The organism is Sulfuricella sp., from assembly GCF_035531155.1.
GTDB lineage: Bacteria > Pseudomonadota > Gammaproteobacteria > Burkholderiales > Sulfuricellaceae > Sulfuricella.
Genome location: NZ_DATKTK010000011.1, coordinates 1 through 22,443 on the forward strand (window position 1 = coordinate 1; position 22,443 = coordinate 22,443).

Below are 22,443 nucleotides of genomic sequence, written 5' to 3' on the forward strand. Positions count from 1 at the left end.
GGTATTCGCCAATTCTTGCAGGTTATTTGCCGCACTGGCGGTTTCGGCTGCGGCGGCACTGTTCTCTTCGGTCATTTGCGCCACTTTTTCCACCTGGCTGGCAATGTCATTGCTGGCGCTGCTCTGCTCGGTCAGGGCCGAGGAGATGTCGTTGACGACCACCTGCTCTGCCCCGTCCTTGATCTGGATGATGGCCGAGCCGGCCTGGTTCGCCAGCGTTACGCCGCCACTGACCTGGTTGACGGCTGAGCTCATGGTGGAGACGGCAGCTTGTGCGCTGTGCTGCATCGTACCGATCATCTGGGTGATTTCTTCCGTGGCCTTGGTGGTACGTTCCGCCAGCTTACGTACTTCATCGGCCACCACGGCAAAGCCCCGGCCTTGCTCACCGGCGCGAGCGGCCTCGATCGCCGCGTTGAGCGCGAGCAGATTGGTCTGGTCGGCGACATCCTTGATGACCTGGACGATAGAGGAAATCTGGTTCGACTGCTGATCCAGCTCTTCGATGGCTTGGGCGGTGTGGCGCACGGTTTCGGCGATTTGCGACATTTCCGAGGCGGCCTTGTGGATGATTTCCCCGCCCTCGGTGGAGAGTTTGCCCGATTTGCGGGAGATATCCACGGCTTCGCGTGCACTCTCGGAAACGTGATTGATGCTGACGGTCATTTCTTCGACCGCGGCCGCCATGGCGGAGGTCGCCTCGCTCTGGGACGAAGAACTGGTGGCGACCTGACCTGATGCGGCAGAAAGGCTTTGCGCCGCATCCGAGACCTTGGCCACGCTGCCGAGCACTTGGCCGAGGGTCTGCTGCAAGGCAGCCATGAGTTGGTTGAAGGACTTGGCGGTTAGCCCGACTTCATCTTCGGTGTTGACCGGGATGCGCCGGGTGAAGTCGCCGTTTTTCTCGACTTCGGTGATGGTGGCGCGCATCTGGTTCAGTGGAATAGTAATTGAGCGGGAGATCAACACCGCCGCTGCCATGCCGATCAGCAATGCCGCTATGCTTATCGCCAGTGCGATAGTGGCGATTCTTTCCACAAACCCATTCAAGCGCTCTTGATCATCCGCCATGCGCTTGGTCGACCCTTTTGCAAGATTTACGACCTCATCGACTGCCTTGTGTGTCTCGTCCTTGAATTCCCCCGTCGCGCGATTCGCGTCCTGGGTGGTTGTAATCTCGCCAGCTTTGATTTTCTGATAAATGCCTTTGACACCGGCTTGGTATTTTTCCACGTTTTCCTTGGCGCTCTGCACCATCTGCTTGTCTTCCGGCAGAACGACAATTTTTTCCAGGTCACCGATCCTGGCTGTCAGGCGCTCCTTTTCATCGCTCCAACTATTGAAGTATTTTTCGACTTCCTTGGCGGAGCTTATGTTAATGAACATGTCCTTCTCGAATCGCCGCAGGCCAAGCATATTCGCTCTGGCGCGAACGGAATTTTCCATTATCTTCAGATCGCCATTGAGAGTTTTCGAAATTTCATCGTGATACGATGCAATCCCCCACTTGCCAACGCCCCACACGGCGATCAAGAGCACCAACAGGATAGCAAAGCCCAAATACAACCTGGTTCCGATTTTCATGCTTTTCAAATCCCTTTTGGTATATCGGGATAATTATACATGAATGTCCTTATATCATGTAAAATGGATACCCCTTTAATGACAAAGGGAAATACCTAATCAGGCAGGAGCACCTATCGCCCAGCCCTCAAGAGCAGTCTCAATGACTCGATCAAAATCACGATAAAATGGCTTATGCAGGAAAAAACAATGGCAGTTATTTGTATCGTTACAATCGTGGCACAACCCACGCACTGACTCACACTTGATGACTTTTTTGATCGTTTCCGAGGTATGTGTAGCCAGGATCACCAGTCGAGCATCCGGTTTGACGGCCTTGATCTTGCCAACCAGCGAAAACTGGGTGATCAGCGGCGATAGCATATCGACAATCACCAGCGACCAATGATCAGGATGGCTCTGATAGGCATGCAACGCCACTGAAGGCTCAGTGAAATACATGGCATTAATGCCATCCTGATGGGCAAGTATCTCTAAATAAAGGCATGTTGACACATCATCGCTAACAATCATGAAATTCATCTTCTCGCCTCCCACATGCATCCCAATTGCCTTGAATAAGTGATTCAAGTCTAACGCCAGATTAAAAAAAGCCCATCGGGGGAAGAATAATTATGTGGCGGGTAACACCCTGAATAGTCGATAGGTGGGAATACGATGATTGACTAGTGGAATCCCCTAACCGGAAAAGGTCAGCTGGAATCAAGCTGATTTATCGTGATTATACCGATAGCATCTGCGAGCCACATGAAGCGCTCGTGATGCCTTTCCGGCGAAACGGCTGGCATCTCATTCCGGATAATGATGCTTGCCGACGCTCACACGCTTAGCCTGTAATCCCTCGGCAGCAGGTTCCTCCAGGAACTGAACTTCACTGCCGATTTCGAGCTTGTCAAAATCCGGATGGCTTACGTTATCCCGGCTGAAATAAAGCTCATCACCCTCCGGCGTGTCGATAAAACCAAAACCCTCTACCGGAAATAGCCTGGCTATATGCCCATGACGCGGCGATTCATGAATTTTTGTATCGCCACGCTGGCGCCGCCCATAATCCTCCAGCCGACGCCTTGCCGCATCGAATGTATCTCGCAACGCCACATAGAGGTCTTCATGGAGGTCGCGATTGACCACCAACTCCGCGCCAGGAACGGAGATATCGAGCCGCACATTAAAAAGCTTGCCTTGGTGTTTGTGTTTTCCCGCAAATTCGAGCGAAACTTTGCAGCCGACAATTTGGGAATAGAACGATTCCAGCTTCTCCACCTTCTCCCTGATATGTGTTTCCACCGCCTCGGAATGGGGCATGTCGCGAATGACGATTTGGAGTGGGCGTTGCATGGTCATACCTCCTTTAATTTAATGCCTGACATGGGCTTCCCTGGACCGTCCACGCGGGCTCACCTTGGCCAGTTCAGTCATTTCCTCAGCCAGAAGATCCAGAATATCGTCCGCCGATACAATGCCCTCCAGGCCGCCTTCCCGGTCGACAACCGGGATACGTCGTATCCCCTTGTTGCGCATCAGCTCGATCGTCTCGAACACACCTTCGCTTTCCTGAACGCTGACCAGTTGCGGGCTCATGATGTCACCCACGCTGAAGTCATTAAAATCCAGAGATTTCGCGATAATTTCAACGACAATGTCGCGGTCGGTCACAATGCCGACCGGCATCCGCCTGCCGTCGACGACATCCACGACCACCAGGTCACCTACGTGGTGCTGGCGCATGAGCTGTGCTGCTTCTGGAATGGTGGTTTTTCTCATGGCGAACACCACCTCGCGGTTGCAAAATTCACCGATGGGCATGGCGCTTCCTCTCGAATAGTTAAGGTCTGGGGATGAAAATCTGGGCAAAATGGGAATGCCCAATTTCAATATAGAACATTTCACGAGAACGACAGGCAAGCTGGCTTTATAGCTTATCCATCCAGACTTCCAACCCCTGGGCATTGAGTTCGATATCGTTCTCCAGCAACGCGCGGGCCTCATTCCGGGAAAGTCTGCAACCGTGCACATCAAGGCAATCCAGCAGATAGTTTCCCAGTCCTTCTACCAAGCGCTGATGGCGCATCGCCCCGGCATCACGCACTCCCTCGGCGATGTTCACGAAATCTTCCAGCATATGGTGCAGGTCGTCCGCCAAGCGCGGCAACCGGGTCACCCTGCCATAGTGGGTCAGGTAAGCGGCGCGGGGATGGTGGGACATGATAAGGTCAATCGAATCATGTGCCGCCTCCGGCTCGAACTGCACGGGAGTGGTCGTAGGAAAAATGAACTCCCGCCCGTCGACATCAAACTCGCGATATGAAATTCCGAAGGTATCGCCGGTAAAAATGCCGCCGCTGCGCTCGTCGAAGATGCAGAAATGATGGTGGGCATGGCCCGGCGTGTCGAGGAACAATAATCTCCGGCCATTCATCTCCAGGGTGAACTCGTGCGGCGCCTCGATCACGCGCTCGGCGGGAACCGGCACGATTTCCCCGTAGGCCCGGCGAAAATCTTCCTCGCCGTAAACCGCGATCGAGCCCGCCACCAGCTTGGACGGGTCGATCATGTGGCGCGCTCCGCGCGGATGCACGACCAGCATCGCCTCGGGAAACAGGCGCATCATCTCGCCCGCGCCGCCCGCGTGGTCGAGGTGGACGTGAGTCACGATCACATAGGCGATATTTTCCGGGCGCAGGTTTTTCTGCCGCATCACCTCCAGCACGCCGGGAACCGAGAAATTCGTCCCGGTGTCGATAATGGCGGCCTTGTCACCTTCGACCAGCAAGTGGATCGCAGCCAGGCCGGGCCGGATGTGATGGGCGTCTATCGCGGTAATTCCGTCTTCGTAATCCTGGTGGTTTTCAGTCATGTTTAGTCGCTCTTCCAATGAAATATGCAATTAACGGTACAATTCCAAGTCTGGAGAGTAAAAATACCATGACTAGCATCCGCCAAGAAGACTTAATCGCCAGCGTCGCCGACGCGCTGCAATACATTTCCTACTACCACCCGCTCGACTACGTCAAGGCGCTGGGCGAAGCCTACGAACGGGAGGCCTCCCCCGCCGCCAGGGACGCCATCGCCCAGATCCTCACCAACTCGCGCATGAGCGCGATGGGCCACCGCCCGATCTGCCAGGACACCGGCATCGTGGTGGCCTTCGTCAAGGTCGGCATGGACGTGCGCTGGGATGCCCGGATGAGTGTCACCGATATGGTCAACGAAGGCGTGCGCCGCGCCTACTCGAACCCCGACAACGTGCTGCGCGCCTCGGTGGTGGCCGACCCCGCCGGAGCGCGCAAGAACACTCGCGACAACACCCCGGCGGTGATCCACTACGAGATCGTTCCCGGCGACAAGGTCGAGATCATCCTGGCGGCCAAGGGCGGCGGCTCGGAGAACAAGGCCAAGTTCACCGTCCTCAACCCGTCGGACAGCCTCGTCGACTGGGTGCTGAAGACCGTCCCCACCCTGGGCGCCGGCTGGTGCCCGCCGGGGATACTCGGCATCGGCATCGGCGGCACGGCGGAAAAAGCCATGCTGCTGGCCAAGGAAGCCTTGATGGAGCCGGTCGACATCCACGAACTGCAGGCGCGCGGACCGCAAAACCGGGTGGAGGAACTGCGCCTGGAGCTATATGAAAAAGTGAATGCGCTGGGCATCGGCGCGCAGGGCTTGGGCGGCCTCACCACTGTGGTGGATATCAAGATCAGGGACTACCCGACCCACGCCGCCGGCCTGCCGGTCGCGATGATCCCCAACTGCGCCGCCACCCGCCACATCCACTTCACCCTCGACGGCAGCGGCCCGGCCGTGCTGACCCCGCCGAATCTCGACGAATGGCCGAAGGTGGACTGGCAGCCCGCCGCCGATTCGCGCCGCGTCAACCTCGACGCCGTCACGCGCGAGGAGATCGCCACCTGGAAGCCGGGCGAAACCCTGCTCCTGTCGGGCAAGCTGCTCACCGGGCGCGACGCCGCCCACAAGCGCATCGCCGACCTGTTCGCCAAAGGGGAAAAACTGCCGGAGGGCGTGGACTTCACCAACCGCTTCATCTACTACGTCGGCCCGGTCGACCCGGTGCGCGACGAAGTGGTGGGCCCGGCCGGCCCCACCACGGCGACCCGCATGGACAAGTTCACCGACCTGATGCTGGACAAGACCGGCCTGATCGGCATGATCGGCAAAGCCGAGCGCGGCCCGGCGGCCATCGAGAGCATCCGCAAGCACAAGGCGGTTTACCTGATGGCGGTGGGCGGCGCCGCCTACCTCGTGGCCAAGGCGATCAAGGCGTCCAGGGTGCTGGCCTTCGCCGACTTGGGGATGGAAGCGATCTACGAATTCGAAGTCAAGGACATGCCGGTCATCGTGGCAGTGGACGCCAACGGCACGTCGGTGCACGAAACCGGCCCGGCGGAGTGGCGCATGAAAATCGGCAAAATTCCGGTAGCAACCCCTCGTTAACCGCAGAGGCGCAAAGGCGCAGAGAAGTACGGAATAAGTAAAAACTCTGCGCCTCTGCGCCTCTGCGGTAAAAGGTTTTTCCTGTGATCGAACCCGCCATCAAAACCACCCTCACCCTGCCGACGCAGGAGGTCTTTTACCGCCTCTACCGCTTCGACAGCGCCCCGCCGCGCCGCCTGCTGCTCCTCCACGGCGGCGGTGTGGCGGGCAAAATCACCTGGGGCGGCATCCTACCCCATCTCAGGCACTGGAACGAAATCCTCGTGCCCGACCTGCGCGGCACCGGCAAGACCCGCTACCCCGACCACAAGGAACACGGCTTCGAGGCCGAGGAAGTGGTGGCCGACCTTAACGCCCTGCTCGATCACCTGGCCTGGGAGAAATTCGACCTGGGCGGCTACTCCTACGGCGGGCTGATCGCCATGCTGCTCAAGGCCACCCGCCCGGCAGCGGTGGAAAACACCTACCTGCTCGAACCCGCCCTGCTCGGCAAGATGAGCGACGAGGAATCGATCCGTTCGCGCGAACTGATCCTGCACGCCGCCAAGCGGCTGCGCGAGCTGGAAAACGTGGGGGAAGGACTGGAACTGTTCCTCGACGCCGTCGCCCCCAACCGCAGCCGCGGCTCGAAGAACGAGGAAATCATCCGCGAGCGATTGTCTCACCGCCCGGCAGGGCTGGCCTGTGCCATCGAATGCGTCTCCCACGCCGCCAAACGCCTCGACCGGAAGCAATTGATTAAAGCCCAGGCCAACGTCAGCAGCTTCATCGGCGGACGCTCCCACCCTGCGGTCTACCAACTATGCCAGGAGATTGCGGCGAGCAGGCACGACTGGGCCTGCCACCTGATCCAGGGTGCCGACCACGCCCTGCCTTTCCAGAAACCGGAAGTCATTGCCGAATTGATGAATGCCGATTTGGCGCCAAATCCGCGCGGCACAGAAAAAGATTGAACCCCACCCTCGCCGAAACGCTGCTCGCCATCCTGCGCGCCCATCCCGACGGCCTCTCCGAATACGACCTGATCCGCAAGCTCGCCCACGACGATCCCGCTTTCGGCCCCGACGCCTACACCGACGAGCTTTCCCTGTTCCAGTGCCACTTCATCCTGTTCCACCACCTCTACCGCCTGCGCGACGATCTGTGGAATGAACGGCAAGGCGACCTCGCCATCCATTGCCTGAAAATCGTGCTACGCCCCTACTCGGACGGAGTCGGTCGCCTGCCCACCACCCCCGACCCGCTGCGGGCCTACTACCTCGACCTCTCCCACCTGGAAAAAACCGGCAAGCAGGAAATCCTGGAACTGCTCGACACCTTCTGGCTGCGCTTCGCCCGCCTCGACCAGCGCGCCGAAGCCCTCAACGCGCTGGGGCTCGCCGACCCGGTGGCTTACCCGGAGATCAAGCGCCGCTACCGGGAACTGGCGATGGAACACCACCCCGACCGGGGCGGAGAGATGGAAAAGCTCCAGGCCATCAACGCCGCCATGGGGCTGCTGGAACCGCACCAAGAGTCGAAAATGTAGCCTGGATGCAGCGCAGCGGAATCCGGGTTAATATTCCACAATGGTTCTCTACCGCCGCAACCGCCTACCGGGCGGAACCTTTTTTTTCACAGCAACCCTGCGGGATCGATCATCCCACGCTCTGGTGGAACATATCGCCCCGCTACGTGAAGCGTTCCGCGCCGTTTGCCGCCAACACCCGTTCCGGATTGACGCCATCGTCATTCTTCCCGATCACCTTCACACCAATTGGACGCTGCCGCCAGGCGACGACGATTTCCCCGGCCGGTGGCGCGCAATCAAGAGCGCATTCACCCGTACAGTCGTAAAATCTGGCCTGGCCGTCGCACGCAACCGAAAGGGCGAATACTCGCTGTGGCAACGGCGTTATTGGGAGCACACCATCGCCGATGACATGGATTTTCAGCACCACGTGGATTACATTCATTTCAATCCGGTCAAACACGGCTTGGTAAAACGTGTGGCGGATTGGCCGCACTCCTCGTTCCACCGTTACGTTCAGCAGGGAATTCTTGTGCCTGAGTGGGCGGGAACACCGGCAGAAGAAGATGGGAAAAGTTTCGGGGAATAGTTGGTTTGGCATCCCCGGATTCCGCTACGCTGCATCCGGGCTACTTGTTACTTGCTGGATGGTTACAAGGTGTCAAATTCAGTGCTTGTATATCTTCCTGGCTTCTGCGCGCAGGACATCTACATCCACCGCCAGCGCTTGGAAACTACATAGCGCCAGTGCGACCGCCAATATTTTTTTCATGATTTTCTCCTTGTTGTTGCTGTATTAGTCCAGGTTAAAAGCAAGCGTAGCCCGGCTGCAGCGCAGCGGAATCCGGGAACCCCTTACTCCGCCCCCTTCACCAGCACTTCCCGATTCCCATTACTCTGCATCGTTGAAACCAGCCCCGCCTTTTCCATCTGTTCGATCAGCCTTGCTGCCCGGTTATAACCGATCCTGAGCTGGCGCTGCACCAGCGAGATCGAGGCGCGGCGCGATTTGAGGACCAGCGCCACGGCCTGGTCGTACATCGGGTCGGATTCGGCGTCGCCGCCTGCTTCGCCACCCTCGCCCTCACCGGCGACTTCCGGCGCGTCGAGGATGCCTTCGACGTAATCCGGCGCGCCCAGCGCTTTCAGATATTCGACCACCTTGTGCACTTCGTGGTCGGCGACGTAGGCGCCGTGCACGCGCTGCGGGTAGCCGGTGCCGGGCGGCAGGTAGAGCATGTCGCCTTGGCCGAGTAGCGCTTCTGCGCCCATCTGGTCGAGGATGGTGCGCGAGTCGATCTTGCTCGATACCTGGAAGGCGACGCGGGTCGGGATGTTGGCCTTGATCAGGCCGGTGATCACGTCCACCGACGGGCGCTGCGTCGCCAGCACGAGGTGGATGCCGGAGGCGCGCGCCTTCTGCGCCAGCCTGGCGATCAATTCTTCGACCTTCTTGCCCACCATCATCATCATGTCGGCTAGTTCGTCGATCAGCACCACGATGAAAGGCATTTCCTCCAGGGGTTCGGGGGCATCCGGCGTGAGGCTGAAGGGGTTGGGCAGCTTCGCGCCGGATTTCTCCGCTTCGCGCACCTTCTGGTTGTAACCGGCCAGGTTGCGCACGCCCAGCGCCGCCATCAGGCGATAACGCCGCTCCATCTCGGCGACGCACCAGTTGAGCGCGTTGGCGGCGTGCTTCATGTCGGTCACCACCGGTGCGAGCAGGTGGGGAATGCCTTCATAGACGGAAAGCTCGAGCATTTTCGGGTCGACCAGGATCAGCCGCACCTTGGCGGGATCGGCCTTGTAGAGCAGACTCAGGATCATGGCGTTGATTGCCACCGATTTGCCCGAGCCGGTGGTACCCGCCACTAGCACGTGGGGCATTTTCCCCAAGTCCGCCACCACCGCCTTGCCGGCGATGTCCTTGCCCATGGCGATGGTAAGCGGCGAGGCCATGTCGGCGTAAACTTTTGAGCCGAGTATCTCGCGCAGGCGCACCACCTGCCGCTTGGGATTGGGAATTTCCAGCCCCATGCAGTTCTTGCCGGGGATGGTCTCCACCAGGCGGATGCTGACGACCGACAGGGCGCGCGCCAGATCCCTGACCAGGTTGGTGATCTGGCTGCCCTTCACGCCCACTGCCGGCTCGATCTCGTAGCGCGTGATCACCGGGCCGGGATAGGCGGCGATGACTTTGACCTCGACGCCGAAATCGGCCAGCTTGCGCTCGATCAGACGGGAGGTGAATTCCAGGGTGTCCGCGCTCAGCGTTTCGGTATCGGCTTCCGCCTCGTCCAGCAGATTCAGCGGGGGCAAGGGCGAATCCGGCAGATTATCGAACAGCGGCGCCTGCACCTCGCGCTCGGTGAGCGGAATCTGGGGGATGACCATCTGCGGCGGCTCGATGTGGACCGGCTTGTGATCGTCGAAACGCTTTTTCTCTTCCGCCACGACTTCCTCGCGCTTGTTCAGCGCCACCGAACCGGCACGCCGGTCCTGCCAGGCATCCCAGGTGCGGAAGATCCACAGATAACTGTTTTCCATGGCGCCACCAAGGCCTTCCATGAATTTCAGCCACGACATGCGGGTGAACAGGCTAAAGCCCACCGCCATGCTCAGCAGCAATATCAACGTGGCGCCGGTGAAACCTATGCTGGTGGACAGGGTGCTGCTGACCACCGATCCGATCATCCCTCCCGGCGCGAGCGGAAGGGCGGCTTTGAGGCTGTACAGACGCAACGCTTCCAGGCCGCTGCTGGCAAGCAGGAGAATGACAAAACCGGTGACCGCAACGAACAGTGAGCGCCGGTCGGACAAGCCTGCGCTTTCAATGCGCCGGTAGCCCCACCAGACCACATACAGGGAAAACACCACCCACCAGTAGGCTGAAAAACCGAAGACATAAAGCAGCATATCCGCCAGCCAGGCCCCCACCTCGCCGCCGGTATTCTGCACGGTAAGCCTGCTGCCGCTGTGCGACCAGCCCGGATCCGCATGGTCGTAACTGAACAATACCAGCGCCAGATACAAGGCCACGGCCACTACCGCCAGCCAGCGCGCCTCACGGAGCAGGCCAGATAATTTCGGCGAGAGCGGCTCGGGGGGAGCCTTGCGGTTTGAACCCCGCGTATTCAGGGAGGAAGTCTTATTCAGAAAGGCCATTGATGTGATTTGCTTGTAGCGGCGCCTATTAAGCCTGGTTAATTTTCCGGTCTGATCGAAAAAATCAGCGAGAATTATAGCGCCATCATACCAAGAAGTGAGGCATCCTAATCATCGACATGAAATGACTCTGGCGGCTGGCCAGTCTGATGCTTTAATGTGATCAAGATTGGTTCTGAATGATTTGCCTATATATTCAATAGCCATTAATATTAGAACAATTCTAATTGATGGATTAATTTTTAATACTCAAGTGGCAATAAATCAGCCTTTGAGATACCCTTACTTTTTTATGGAGAACACTCAAGATGTCCGTGAAACACTGCAAGTTGCTCATTCTAGGCTCCGGCCCAGCCGGCTACACCGCCGCCATTTACGCTGCCCGCGCCAACCTGAACCCGGTGATGATCACCGGCATGCAGCAAGGCGGCCAGCTCACCACCACTACTGAAGTGGACAATTGGCCCGCTGACGTTCTGGGCGTGCAGGGACCCGAACTGATGGAGCGCTTCCAGAAACATGCCGAGCGCTTCAATACCGAAATCATTTTCGATCAAATCCATACCGCCAAGCTCACCGAGAAGCCATTTACCCTGATCGGCGACTCCGGCACCTATACCTGCGACGCACTGATTATCGCCACTGGCGCCTCCGCCAAGTACCTCGGTCTACCATCCGAACAGGCGTTCATGGGCAAGGGTGTGTCCGGCTGCGCCACCTGCGACGGTTTCTTCTACAAGAACCAGGAAGTCGCCGTGATCGGCGGCGGCAATTCCGCCATCGAAGAGGCCCTGTACCTGGCCCACATCGCCAAGCATGTCACGCTGGTGCACCGCCGCGATACCTTCAAGGCGGAAAAGATCATGGTCGACAAGCTGCACGACAGGATCAAGAACGGCAACATCAGCCTCGAAGCATTCTGCGAACTGGATGAGGTGCTGGGCGACAAGACCGGTGTTACCGGCATGCGCATCAAGAATGTGAAGGACGGCAGCACCAAGGATATCCAGTTGCAGGGCATTTTCATCGCCATCGGCCACAAGCCCAATACCGACCTGTTCCAGGGACAACTGGAGCTGGAGGGCGGCTACATCGTCACCCGTGGCGGTAATCATGGCAATGCCACCGCCACCAGTATCGAGGGCGTTTACGCCGCCGGCGACGTGCAGGATCACATCTACCGCCAGGCCATCACCAGTGCCGGAACCGGCTGCCAGGCCGCACTCGACGCGGAGCGTTATCTCGACGATCTGGGCAAGTGACCGAAAAACGCAAAACCCCCAAAGAGCACAAGGTTGACGGTAAAACAACGCCGCCATCCTTGTCCGATGACGAATCCAGCCTCTTCCGCACCAGCATCGGCGACACCCGGCCGTTGCCGGATAACGGCAAGACCGTATTTCCTCCCCACCTCCCCTGGCCTGTTCTCCGGCAAAACCGGGCTGATGAAAACCCGTTGCCGACGGATGGATTAAGCGACTACATCCCCCAGGAACTGGCAGGAACCGAGGAGGAATTTTACTTCCTGCGCCCCGGCGTGGCGCCTCTGACCATGAAGAGACTGCGCCGCGGTCACTGGGCGATTCAGGCTGAACTTGATCTGCACGGCATGACCAGCGACGAAGCCCGAGCCTGCCTGACCGGATTTCTCGACGAATGCAAACAACTCGGCCTGCGCTGCGTGCGGGTCATACACGGCAAGGGGCTAAGCTCCCGGAACCACGAGCCGGTGTTAAAGCAGAAAACGGCCAGCTGGCTGATGCAACGCGACGAAATTCTGGCATTCTGCCAGGCACGGCCGATGGATGGCGGCAGCGGCGCGGTGATAGTGCTCCTCAAGGTAGCCCGGCTCTAATCTTGCCCTGATCTTGCCCTTCTCACTGGATTTCGCGGCCTCCCTCCCTTACAATCTCTCTCCTTCAGCAGTCCATACGTCGCCCCTACCATGACCGAAAACACCCCTGACGCACTTGAGGTTTCCATTGTTGTTCCGATTTACAACGAGGAAGAGAACCTCAGCGAGCTATTACGCCGGGTCAGCGCGGCGATGGAACCCACCGGACGCTCCTGGGAACTGATTTGCGTCGACGATTGCTCGTCCGACACTTCCGCCACGCTGCTGGAACAGCTCGCCACCACCCGCCCCTGGCTGCACCCCCTTTACCTGATTCGCAACTACGGCCAGTCGGCGGCGATGCAGGCCGGCTTCGACGCAGCCGTCGGTGCCGTGGTCGTCACCCTCGACGGCGACTTGCAGAACGACCCGGCCGACATTCCCGGCCTGCTGGATATGCTCGACCAGAGGCCGGAAATCGACATCATTTCCGGCTGGCGCAAATTCCGCCAGGATCGCTACATCAACCGCAAGCTGCCCTCGATGATCGCCAATGCCCTGATTTCGCGCATGACCGGCGTCCACCTGCACGATTACGGCTGCTCGCTCAAGGTTTACCGCAGCGAAAGCATCCGCGACGTGAAGATCTACGGCGAACTCCACCGCTTCATTCCGGCACTCGCCGCGCAATTCGGTGCCAAGGTGATTGAAGTGCCCGTTTCCCATCACGCCCGCATGCACGGCAAATCCAAGTACGGCATCGACCGCACTCTGCGTGTGGTCCTCGACCTGCTCTGGGTGAAGTTTCTGCTGCGCTTTCTGCACCGGCCGATGCACGCCTTCGGCGGAGCCGGCATCACCCTGCTCCTGCCCGGCCTGCTGGCGCTGGGTGTTCTCGTGGTCGAGAAGCTATTCCTCGGCGAAAACATCGGCGGCCGTCCACTCCTTCTGCTCGGCGTGATGCTGACCCTGATGGGCGTGCAGCTGGTCGCCATGGGCCTGCTGGGCGAGATCCTGATTCGCATCTACCATGAACCCGCCGGCCGGGCACAATACCTGCTGCGAGCCGCCCCACGCCGGCGCGGGACCGCCAAAGCCGCTCCAGAGCCGCATTCTTGAGCAAAACCGGCATCAAGATCCTGCGTTTCATCGCCGCGAGTTGCTTGCTCGCGGCCGTAATCTGGTACACCAACCCGGCCAAGCTGGTCAAGACCCTGAGCAGCGTGGAATTGCGCTGGTTCGCCCTGGCAGTAGCCGCCTCGATCCTGTCCAACATCGCCTCCGCCCTGCGCTGGGCGCACATCGCCCGCCTTTTCAGCCTTACTGCGCCCGCGTTGCCGCTTATCGCCATCTATGGACGCGGGGTGACGATCAACAACCTCCTGCCCGGCGCAACCCTCAGCGGCGATATGCTGCGCGCCTACCAGTTGCACAAACTGGGCAATCCGCTCGGACCATCCACGCTCAGCGTGGTGCTCGACCGCTTCAGTGGCCTCTGGGTGCTGTGCCTGGTCTCTGCCGCAGCGGCGGCGCTATGGAGCGGCACGAACTCCCTGACGCACGACCCTGTCCTGGCACAAAAACTGACCATTTACGCCGCCCTGCTCGGCAGCCTGATTCTGCTGCCCTTCCTGCCACTGCCGCGCTTTGAGCCCAAGGGACAAAGCAAGCTTGACGGACTGGTTCGATCATGGAACAACTTGGCCCAGCAGCTTGCCTTGTTTCGCAACAACCTGCCCAAGACGGCGCTGCAATCGGTGATGGTCCAGCTCTTTTCATCACTTGCCTTCTGGCTCGGCGGGATTTCGGTTGGACTGGATATCTCGTACTGGCTGGTGCTGGCCTTATGCGCACCGGTATTCATCATCGCCGCCCTGCCGGTCGGCATCGGCGGATGGGGCACACGCGAATTCGCCGCGGTACTGGTATTCGGCTTCGCCGGCGTATCCGGCGAGACTGCCGCCGCGACGGCCATACTTTACGGCCTGTGCGCCGTGATTCAGGGCATCCTCTACGCCCCATTGTTCCTGTTATCCAAGGACTAGCCTATGCCTTCGGGCGCCAGGCACCCGCTTCCGTGGTAAAAGTGGTAAAATTTGTCGGCTTTTCCAGGCTGCGACTGGCGCAAAAATCGTGCGGTTGTCAGCGACTTAACCACTAAACTCATCGAGCCTTACTTGCCAGATTTTTCACGCCCCATTCCACCCGCCCACTATGCCCTGCTCGCCGTCGCCGTGCTCGGCTGCTTCTTTCTCGGCATCGGCGGCTTTCCCCTGTTCGATCTCGACGAGGGCGCTTTCAGCGAAGCCACGCGCGAGATGCTGGCGAGCGGAAACTATCTGTCCACCACGCTCAACGGCGAGCCACGTTACGACAAGCCGATCCTGATCTACTGGCTGCAGGCGGCCAGCGCTTCACTGTTCGGCATCAACGAATTCGCCTTCCGCCTGCCCTCCGCCCTAGCCGGCAGCGGCTGGGTGATATTGACCTATCTGTTCGTGCGCCGCGCTGCCAATGCCAGGCAGGCACTGGCAGCGGGAATCATCACCGCCAGCGCGCTGGCGGTTTCCATCATCGTCAAAGTGGCCACCGCCGATGCCCTGCTCAACCTGCTGATCAGCGCTACCCTGTTCAGCGCCTACCTGTTCCTGCGCTTTCGCGAACGCAAATACCTGTATTTCGCTTTTGTCGCCATGGGCCTTGGCTTCCTGACTAAGGGGCCGGTCGCGGTGATCATCCCGGGCCTGGTGACTTTCCTCTACAGCGCGCTGCGCAAGGATTTCAAGGGGTGGCTGGCGCTGGCGCTGGATGGACGCGGCATTGCCCTGTTTGTCGCCATTGCGGCCCCGTGGTATGTGACCCAGTATCTGGTGGAGGGCGACGGCTTTTTCCGCGGCTTTTTCCTCAAGCACAACGTCGACCGCTTCTCCGCGCCGATGGAAAGCCATGGCGGCAATTATTTTTACTATGTTCCCGTACTGCTGCTGAGCGTGCTGCCCTACACCACGGTATTGCTCAAGGTTTTCGCGCAGTGGCGCCGTATCATCAAGGACGACTTGCAGCTTTTCCTCCTGCTGTGGTTCGCCAGCGTCTTCGTGATCTTCTCGCTTTCTGGTACCAAGCTGCCCCATTACCTGATTTACGGCTACTCCGGCGTCTTCATCCTGATGGCGGCTTACCTGGATGAACTGCGCTCGCGCTTTCTCGCTTTCCTGCCGCTGCTGCTATTGCTTGCAGTGCTGCTGTTCCTGCCGCAACTGATCGAAGCCGCCATCCCCCATATCAACAAACCCTATTACCGGGAAATGCTTGCAGCCACCCGGCAGTCATTGAGTACTTGGTATTACCCCTTTTTTGCGGGGTTCTCCCTGCTCACCCTGTATTTCATGGTGGAGAAGCGATTCGCCCTGGGCGCCAAACTGCTGGCGAGCGGCGTCATCCTGGCAACCGCCTTTTCCCTGCTGCTCCTGCCCTTATTCGGCGGCATGCAGCAGGGGCCGATCAAGGAAGCCGCGCTGCTGGCACGCGACCGCGGCTACACGGTAGTGATGTGGGGGCTCAACATGCCGAGCTTCAGCGTCTACAGCCAGCGCATCGTGGAAAAACGCGACCCGCGCCGTGGCGACATCGTGATCACCCAAACCCACCGCCTGACCGAGCTGCGCGCCTATGAAACGCTCTACAGCAAGAACGGCATCGCCCTGGTCAGGGTCAGCGAATAACGACGTGAACTTCATTTCCCCCGACCCCTGTCGCATTTCCTGGCGCGAGCCGCGCGTCTGGCTGGTGCCGCTGCTCGCATTCGCCGGCATGGCCGTACTCATTGCCAGCGACAGCAACCGCAGCCTGTTCCTGTATCTGAATGGCCTGAGCGCGCTGGCCAGCGATGTGCTGTGGCAGAACCTGACCGTACTGGGCGGCACCCTGGCCGGATTGACCCTGCTGGCCCCGCTGATCGGACGTCGCCCGGACATCCTCTGGTCGCTCGCACTCGCCGCCATCTTTGCCACCTTCTGGGTGCATGGCCTGAAAGGCCCGATCGGCATGGTTCGCCCGCCCGCAGTGATCCCACCGGAACTTCTGCATGTCATTGGCCCGGCGCACCGATACGGTTCATTCCCCTCAGGTCACAGCACCACGATTTTCACCGTGGCGGGCATCCTGAGCCTCTATCTCAGGCGAGGTTCCCTGACCTGGCTACTAGCTGCGGTTGCTCTTCTGATTGGCATTTCACGCATTGCAGTCGGCGTGCACTGGCCGCTCGACGTGCTGGGCGGCGCTTTCGGCGGCTGGCTTTCCGCAGTATTGGGCACCCTGCTCGCGCAACGCTGGCGCTGGGGAGTCAGCCGTTCCGGAAAATGGATAGTGGGGCTGGCGCTGGCGACTGGCGCGCTGGCCCTGCTGATTTCGCCCGACACCAGCTACCCCGAGGCGATTATGCTGCAGCGGGGGCTGGCGCTGGCCTGTCTGCTGCCAGTCTTCCTGCTGGTCTTCGGCCGGTCTCGTTTATAATGCTGGACAACGCTTTTTATACGGAAATTGCATGGCTCCCGATTCAGTGAACATACGACGCGCCTGGATGCTGCTTTTCCTGCTGATGGCCGCGGTCTGGTTCGGCAATCTCGAATATCGCAAGCTGGTCAGGCCGGATGAGGGCCGCTACGCGGAAATTGCCCGTGAAATGGCCACCAGCGGCGACTGGGTTACGCCGCGCCTGAACGACATCCAGTACTTTGAGAAACCCGCACTGCAATACTGGATCACGGCAGGCGCTTACCGCCTGTTTGGCGAACACCACTGGACGGCGCGGCTGTGGAGTGCGCTAACCGGATTTCTCGGCATCTTCTTCACCGCCTTCGCCGCGACCCGCCTGTTCGGTCGAGAGGCCGGCCTGTTAAGCGCCGCGGTACTCGGCAGCAGCCTGCTGTATACCCTGATCGCCCACATGAACTCCCTGGACATGGGGATGACGTTTTTCATGGGAGGCGCGCTGATGAGTTTCCTGCTGGCGCAGCAGGATGCGGCCAGCGCACGCGCCAACCGCCTGTGGATGCACGTTGCCTGGGCTGCCCTGGCGTTTTCCGTCCTGAGCAAGGGGTTGATGGGCATCGTCCTGCCCGGTGCGGTGCTGGTGCTTTACACTTTGATCGAGCATGATTTCGGCTTGTGGAAAAGGCTGCATCTGTTCAGCGGAATAGCGCTTTTCATGGCCATCGCGGCACCCTGGTTCATCGCGGTATCGATCGCCAACCCCGAATTTTTCCATTTCTTCTTCATTCATGAACATTTCGAGCGCTTCCTGACCAAAACCCACGGACGCTACGAACCCTGGTGGTGGTTCATCCCGGTGCTTGCCGCCGGCATCCTGCCCTGGATCATCACCCTGATCGATTCAATGGCGCGCGCATGGAAGGTCGAGCCTGCCGCAGAGCAACGGTTCAAGCCCAAACGCTTTCTGCTGATCTGGGCGGTGTTCATCTTCGTTTTCTTTTCCCTCTCCGGCTCCAAACTCGCCTCCTACATTCTGCCGATCTTCCCGGCTCTGGCGCTGCTGATCGGCGAACACCTCAGCCGCATCGACGGCCGCCGCTTGTTCTGGCAGATACTGCCGGTGGCCTTTCTGGCTGCCGCCGGCCTGCTATTGGCCCCCAACACGGTGCGCTTTGCCGGCAACGAACTGGCACGGGGACAATACGCCCTGTTCGCCAACTGGCTGCTGGCTGCGTCCGCCATCTGGCTGGTCGGAACGGTAGGCGCACTGTTGCTGAGTTACCGCGATAAAGTGCGCGGCGCGATCATCGCCCTCGCTTGCAGCAGCCTGATCGCCGCCCAGATCCTTCTGACCGGGCACGACAGCCTGTCGGCGACGCGCTCGGACTACGCAATCGCCGAGCAAATCAAGCCCCATCTGCGGCCCGGCGCACCTTTCTACAGCCTGGAAGGCTACGACCAGACGCTGACCTTTTACCTCAAGCGCACTGTGACCCTGGTCGCCTATCAGGACGAAATGGCCTTCGGCCTCGCCCAAGAGCCAGAAAAACTGCTGCCCCACAAATGGCTGCCGGACATCGAGTCCTTCAAGCAGGCATGGGTTCGGCAGCCCTACGCCCTGGCGATCATGCCGCATGCAACCTATCAACAACTCTCCCAGCAAGGACTGCCGATGCGGGTTATCGCCCGCAGTGTCGACAAGACGGCGGTAACCACACCATGAACCTGCTCAGTTTTTCCCTGATTCTGTTCGGCGTGCTGCTCAATGCCGCCGCCCAACTCCTGCTCAAGGCCGGCACCAATGCCGTCGGCCACTTCGCTTTCAGCCGCGACAATGTCCTGCCGGTGGGCTGGCAACTCGCCACCGAGCCGCACATCATGGGCGGTCTCACTTGCTACGTGATCAGCGTGGTGGTGTGGATCATGGCGCTATCGCGGGTCGAAGTCAGCATCGCCTATCCGATGTTGTCCATCGGCTACGTGGTGAACGCGCTCGCCGCCCTGTGGCTGTTCGGCGAGGCGGTTTCGGTCACCCGCATGGCCGGCATCGGCATTATCATTGTCGGCGTTTATGTCGTTGCGCGCAGCTAACAGATCAGGACTCAACACTTTGAACTACTTACCTTTCACCAAACCCACTCTCGACGAAGCCACCATCCAGGGCGTGGTCGAAGTACTGCGCTCCGGCTGGCTGGCCACCGGCCCCAACGTGCAGGCGCTGGAAAAGGCCCTGTCGGACTACTTGGGCGGGCGCATCGTGCGCACCCTCACCTCCGCCACCGGCGGGCTGGAAGTGGCCTTGCAGGTGTGCGGCATCGGGCCGGGCGACGAGGTAATCACGCCGGCGATGAGCTTTGCCGCCACGCCGAACGTGATCCTGCGGGTCGGCGCGAAGCCGGTGTTCGTGGACGTCGGCATCAATAGCCGCAATATCGATCTCAACCAGGTTGAAGCCGCGATCACGCCGAGGACGAAAGCCCTCATGCCGGTGCATTTCGCCGGCCTGCCGGTGGACATGGACGCGCTTTACGACCTTGCCCAGCGCCACAACTTGCGTGTGATCGAGGACGCTGCCCATGCCATCGGGTCGAGCTGGCAAGGCAAGAAAATCGGCAGCTTCGGCGACATCATCTCGTTTTCCTTCCACCCCAACAAGAACATGACCACCATCGAAGGCGGCGCGCTGTCCTTCGCCGATGCCGACGAAGTGAAGAAATTCGACCTGCTGCGCTTCCACGGCATTTCGCGCGATGCCGAGGGCAACATGGACGTCTCCGTCGCCGGCGGCAAGTACAACCTGTCCGATGTGGCTGCGCGCGTCGGTGTAGGCCAGTTGCCGCTGCTGGACGGCTTCAACGCCAAGCGCCGCGAGCTGGTGGCGCATTATTTCCAGCACTTCGCCACCGACCCGGCCTGCCTGCTGCCCGCACGCGGCCATGAAGAAGACGAAGCAGGCCACAGCTGGCACATGTTCGCTCCGCTGCTGCCGCTGGATCAGCTCAACATCAGCCGCAAACAGTTCATCGACGCCATGCACCAGCGTGGGCTGGGTGTCGGCATCCACTACCCGGCGCTGCACCTGTTCAGCCTGTACCGCGAACAGGGCTACAAGGAAGGCGACTTCCCCAATGCGGAAAAAATTGGCCGCGAAACCGTCACCCTGCCGCTGTTCCCGACGATGGAACTCGCCGATGTGGAGCGGGTATGCGCGGCAGCCAAGGAAATCATCGAGACCGCCAAAAAATGAACTCCATCGAACTCTCCGTCATCGTCCCGGTATACAACGAGGAACAAGGCCTGCAAACCCTGTTCGACCGGCTCTATCCCGCGCTCGACAAGCTCGGCGTCAGCTACGAGATCGTCTTCATCAACGACGGCAGCCGCGACCGCTCCGCCGCGATCCTGCGCGAGCAGTTCCAGCAGCGCCCGGACGTCACCCGCGTAGTGCTGTTCAACGGCAACTTCGGCCAGCACATGGCGATCATGGCCGGCTTCGAAATCTGCCGCGGCCAGCGCGTCGTCACCTTGGACGCAGACCTGCAAAACCCGCCGGAGGAAATCGGCAAGCTGCTCGCCAAAATGGACGAGGGCCACGACTACATCGGCAGCATCCGCAAGCAGCGCAGCGACAGCTGGTGGCGCCACGTCGCCTCGCGTGCCATGAACCGGCTGCGCGAACGCATCACCCGCATCAAGATGACCGACCAGGGCTGCATGCTGCGCGCCTACAGCCGCGACATCATCGACGCCATCAACAGCTGCAAGGAGGTCAACACCTTCATCCCGGCGCTGGCCTACACCTTCGCCCGGAACCCGGTCGAAGTGCTCGTGGAGCACGAAGAGCGCGCTGAAGGAGAGTCGAAATACTCGCTGTACAGTCTGATCCGTCTTAATTTCGACCTGATGACCGGTTTTTCGGTCGTGCCGCTGCAGTTATTCTCGTTCACCGGGATTGTGATCTCTGTCCTGTCGGCGCTGTTCGTGGTCTACCTGTTGATCCGCCGTCTGATCGTCGGTCCCGAGGCGGAAGGACTGTTCACCCTGTTCGCCATCGCCTTCTTCCTGATTGGCATCACCCTGTTCGGCATCGGCCTGCTCGGCGAATACATTGGCCGTATCTACCAGCAGGTACGCCATCGGCCAAGGTATCTGGTGCAGGCGATACTGGAAAAACCCGAATGAGTCGAGCCGTCGTCCTCGCCTATCACAACGTCGGCGTGCGCTGCCTGTCGGTACTGCTCGCCCAGGGAGTGGAAGTCCCGCTGGTGGTGACGCACACCGACAACCCGAACGAAAACATCTGGTTCGACAGCGTAGCCGAGCTGGCTGCGCTGCACGACATCCCCGTGATCACGCCGGACGACCCCAATACTCCCGAAGTGGTCGCGCAAATCCAGGCGCTCAAGCCGGATTTCATTTTTTCCTTCTACTACCGCAACATGCTCAAGAAGGCGCTGCTCGACATTCCGTCCCGCGGCGCCTTCAACATGCACGGCTCGCTGCTGCCCCAATACCGCGGCCGGGTGCCGGTAAACTGGGCGATCATCATGGGCGAGCGCGAAACCGGCTCGACCCTGCATGTGATGAACGAGAAGCCCGACAACGGTGCCATCGTCGACCAGCAGGCCGTGCCGATCCTGCCCGACGACACCGCGCTGGAAGTGTTCCACAAAGTCACTTGCGCCGCCGAGGTTGCGCTGAACCGCTGCCTGCCTGCGCTGCTGGCTGGCAAGGCCCAGCTCAAGCCGCAGGACTTGAGCCAAGGCGGATATTTCGGCGGACGACGCCCGGAAGATGGTAAAATCGACTGGTTACAAAGCGCGCAGGCCATACACAATCTGGTGCGAGCCGTGGCGCCGCCTTACCCCGGCGCCTACACGCTGCTCGTCGGGAAGCCGGTTCGAGTGCTGAAAACCCTGCTTGATCCGCAACGGCAAAGACGCGCGGCAGTGCCGGCATTTTATTGCGAGAACAGCCGCTGCTACGCGGAATGCGGCGATGGGAAAGTGCTGCGGATTTTGGCGTTCGAATTCGATGGCAAGACAATGACCGCCGATGAATGGATTACCGCCTGCGGCACCGACACCTTGCCGCTGGGCATATAGAATTTATTATTTTTGACTAGGAAATAAACGATGAAAAAAGTCCTGATCCTGGGCGTGAACGGCTTCATCGGCCATCACCTCTCCAAGCGCATCCTCGACACGACCGATTGGGAAGTCTACGGCATGGACATGTACAGCGAGCGGGTCACCGAGCTGATGGCCAACCCGCGCTTCAACTTTTTCGAAGGCGACATCACCATCAACAAGGAGTGGATCGAGTACCACGTCAAGAAATGCGATGCCATCCTGCCGCTGGTCGCCATCGCCACCCCGGCGACCTACGTCAAGGAACCGCTCAAGGT

The 22,443-nt window shown here is 59.8% G+C and carries 22 protein-coding genes; 16 read left to right on the forward strand and 6 right to left on the reverse strand.

Annotation, left to right across the window (positions count from 1 at the left end):
• The 5 genes from VMV64_RS03280 to VMV64_RS03300 all read right to left on the reverse strand — a co-directional run.
• On the reverse strand, positions 1 to 1,584 hold a 1,584-nt coding region (locus VMV64_RS03280; protein ID WP_325328524.1), incomplete at its 3' end, for a methyl-accepting chemotaxis protein.
• Between the two features lie 99 nt (positions 1,585 to 1,683).
• A complete protein-coding gene (locus VMV64_RS03285) occupies positions 1,684 to 2,106 on the reverse strand; it encodes a hypothetical protein (protein WP_325328525.1) in 423 nt (140 codons plus the stop codon).
• A gap of 267 nt (positions 2,107 to 2,373) precedes the next feature.
• Positions 2,374 to 2,928, reverse strand: coding sequence for an HPF/RaiA family ribosome-associated protein (locus tag VMV64_RS03290; RefSeq protein WP_325328526.1), 555 nt, complete (start codon positions 2,926 to 2,928; stop codon positions 2,374 to 2,376).
• A 12-nt stretch (positions 2,929 to 2,940) separates the two neighbouring features.
• Positions 2,941 to 3,390 carry a CBS domain-containing protein gene (locus VMV64_RS03295; RefSeq protein ID WP_325328527.1) on the reverse strand — a complete coding sequence of 150 codons (450 nt, stop codon included), beginning with the start codon at positions 3,388 to 3,390 and terminating at the stop codon, positions 2,941 to 2,943.
• 106 nt (positions 3,391 to 3,496) lie between these two features.
• The gene (locus VMV64_RS03300; protein WP_325328528.1) at positions 3,497 to 4,441 is read right to left on the reverse strand and encodes an MBL fold metallo-hydrolase; all 945 of its coding nucleotides are present in this window, start codon (positions 4,439 to 4,441) and stop codon (positions 3,497 to 3,499) included.
• 68 nt (positions 4,442 to 4,509) lie between these two features.
• Between VMV64_RS03300 and VMV64_RS03305 the strand changes: the two genes are divergently transcribed.
• From VMV64_RS03305 to VMV64_RS03320, 4 genes are all read left to right on the forward strand, one after another.
• Complete coding sequence (locus tag VMV64_RS03305; RefSeq protein ID WP_325328529.1) at positions 4,510 to 6,036, forward strand: fumarate hydratase; 1,527 nt, start codon at positions 4,510 to 4,512, stop codon at positions 6,034 to 6,036.
• Positions 6,037 to 6,119: 83 nt separating this feature from the next.
• Positions 6,120 to 6,989 carry an alpha/beta hydrolase gene (locus VMV64_RS03310; protein ID WP_325328530.1) on the forward strand — a complete coding sequence of 290 codons (870 nt, stop codon included), beginning with the start codon at positions 6,120 to 6,122 and terminating at the stop codon, positions 6,987 to 6,989.
• Positions 6,986 to 7,564, forward strand: coding sequence for a DNA-J related domain-containing protein (locus VMV64_RS03315; RefSeq protein ID WP_325328531.1), 579 nt, complete (start codon positions 6,986 to 6,988; stop codon positions 7,562 to 7,564). Before VMV64_RS03310 ends, VMV64_RS03315 begins: the two co-directional genes overlap by 4 nt.
• A gap of 40 nt (positions 7,565 to 7,604) precedes the next feature.
• On the forward strand, positions 7,605 to 8,135 hold the full coding sequence (locus VMV64_RS03320; protein WP_325328532.1) for an REP-associated tyrosine transposase: 531 nt from the start codon (positions 7,605 to 7,607) through the stop codon (positions 8,133 to 8,135).
• A gap of 266 nt (positions 8,136 to 8,401) precedes the next feature.
• On the opposite strand, the gene VMV64_RS03325 is transcribed toward VMV64_RS03320, so the two are convergent.
• Complete coding sequence (locus VMV64_RS03325; RefSeq protein ID WP_325328533.1) at positions 8,402 to 10,711, reverse strand: DNA translocase FtsK; 2,310 nt, start codon at positions 10,709 to 10,711, stop codon at positions 8,402 to 8,404.
• Between the two features lie 308 nt (positions 10,712 to 11,019).
• Between VMV64_RS03325 and trxB the strand changes: the two genes are divergently transcribed.
• The 12 genes from trxB to VMV64_RS03385 form a co-directional block, all read left to right on the forward strand.
• On the forward strand, positions 11,020 to 11,973 hold the full coding sequence (gene trxB / locus VMV64_RS03330) for a thioredoxin-disulfide reductase (protein ID WP_325328534.1): 954 nt from the start codon (positions 11,020 to 11,022) through the stop codon (positions 11,971 to 11,973).
• The gene (locus VMV64_RS03335; RefSeq protein ID WP_325328535.1) at positions 11,970 to 12,566 is read left to right on the forward strand and encodes a Smr/MutS family protein; all 597 of its coding nucleotides are present in this window, start codon (positions 11,970 to 11,972) and stop codon (positions 12,564 to 12,566) included. Before trxB ends, VMV64_RS03335 begins: the two co-directional genes overlap by 4 nt.
• A 90-nt stretch (positions 12,567 to 12,656) precedes the next feature.
• Positions 12,657 to 13,664, forward strand: coding sequence for a glycosyltransferase family 2 protein (locus VMV64_RS03340; protein ID WP_325328536.1), 1,008 nt, complete (start codon positions 12,657 to 12,659; stop codon positions 13,662 to 13,664).
• Positions 13,661 to 14,590 carry a lysylphosphatidylglycerol synthase transmembrane domain-containing protein gene (locus VMV64_RS03345; RefSeq protein WP_325328537.1) on the forward strand — a complete coding sequence of 310 codons (930 nt, stop codon included), beginning with the start codon at positions 13,661 to 13,663 and terminating at the stop codon, positions 14,588 to 14,590. The genes VMV64_RS03340 and VMV64_RS03345 overlap by 4 nt, the downstream gene beginning before the upstream one ends.
• 132 nt (positions 14,591 to 14,722) lie before the next feature.
• On the forward strand, positions 14,723 to 16,267 hold the full coding sequence (locus tag VMV64_RS03350; protein WP_325328538.1) for a glycosyltransferase family 39 protein: 1,545 nt from the start codon (positions 14,723 to 14,725) through the stop codon (positions 16,265 to 16,267).
• Between the two features lie 4 nt (positions 16,268 to 16,271).
• Positions 16,272 to 17,057 (forward strand): phosphatase PAP2 family protein, encoded by a 786-nt coding sequence (locus VMV64_RS03355; RefSeq protein ID WP_325328539.1) that lies wholly within the window; start codon positions 16,272 to 16,274, stop codon positions 17,055 to 17,057.
• A gap of 31 nt (positions 17,058 to 17,088) precedes the next feature.
• Positions 17,089 to 18,759, forward strand: a complete 1,671-nt coding sequence (locus VMV64_RS03360; RefSeq protein ID WP_325328540.1) for a glycosyltransferase family 39 protein — start codon at positions 17,089 to 17,091, stop codon at positions 18,757 to 18,759.
• The gene (locus VMV64_RS03365) at positions 18,756 to 19,127 is read left to right on the forward strand and encodes an SMR family transporter (RefSeq protein ID WP_325328541.1); all 372 of its coding nucleotides are present in this window, start codon (positions 18,756 to 18,758) and stop codon (positions 19,125 to 19,127) included. The genes VMV64_RS03360 and VMV64_RS03365 overlap by 4 nt, the downstream gene beginning before the upstream one ends.
• 19 nt (positions 19,128 to 19,146) lie before the next feature.
• Complete coding sequence (locus VMV64_RS03370; protein WP_325328542.1) at positions 19,147 to 20,283, forward strand: DegT/DnrJ/EryC1/StrS aminotransferase family protein; 1,137 nt, start codon at positions 19,147 to 19,149, stop codon at positions 20,281 to 20,283.
• Positions 20,280 to 21,218, forward strand: a complete 939-nt coding sequence (locus VMV64_RS03375) for a glycosyltransferase (protein WP_325328543.1) — start codon at positions 20,280 to 20,282, stop codon at positions 21,216 to 21,218. Before VMV64_RS03370 ends, VMV64_RS03375 begins: the two co-directional genes overlap by 4 nt.
• Positions 21,215 to 22,141, forward strand: coding sequence for a formyltransferase (locus tag VMV64_RS03380; protein WP_325328544.1), 927 nt, complete (start codon positions 21,215 to 21,217; stop codon positions 22,139 to 22,141). The genes VMV64_RS03375 and VMV64_RS03380 overlap by 4 nt, the downstream gene beginning before the upstream one ends.
• A gap of 30 nt (positions 22,142 to 22,171) precedes the next feature.
• Positions 22,172 to 22,443, forward strand: a 272-nt coding sequence (locus tag VMV64_RS03385; RefSeq protein ID WP_325328545.1) for an NAD-dependent epimerase/dehydratase family protein, incomplete at its 3' end; no start/stop codon positions are given.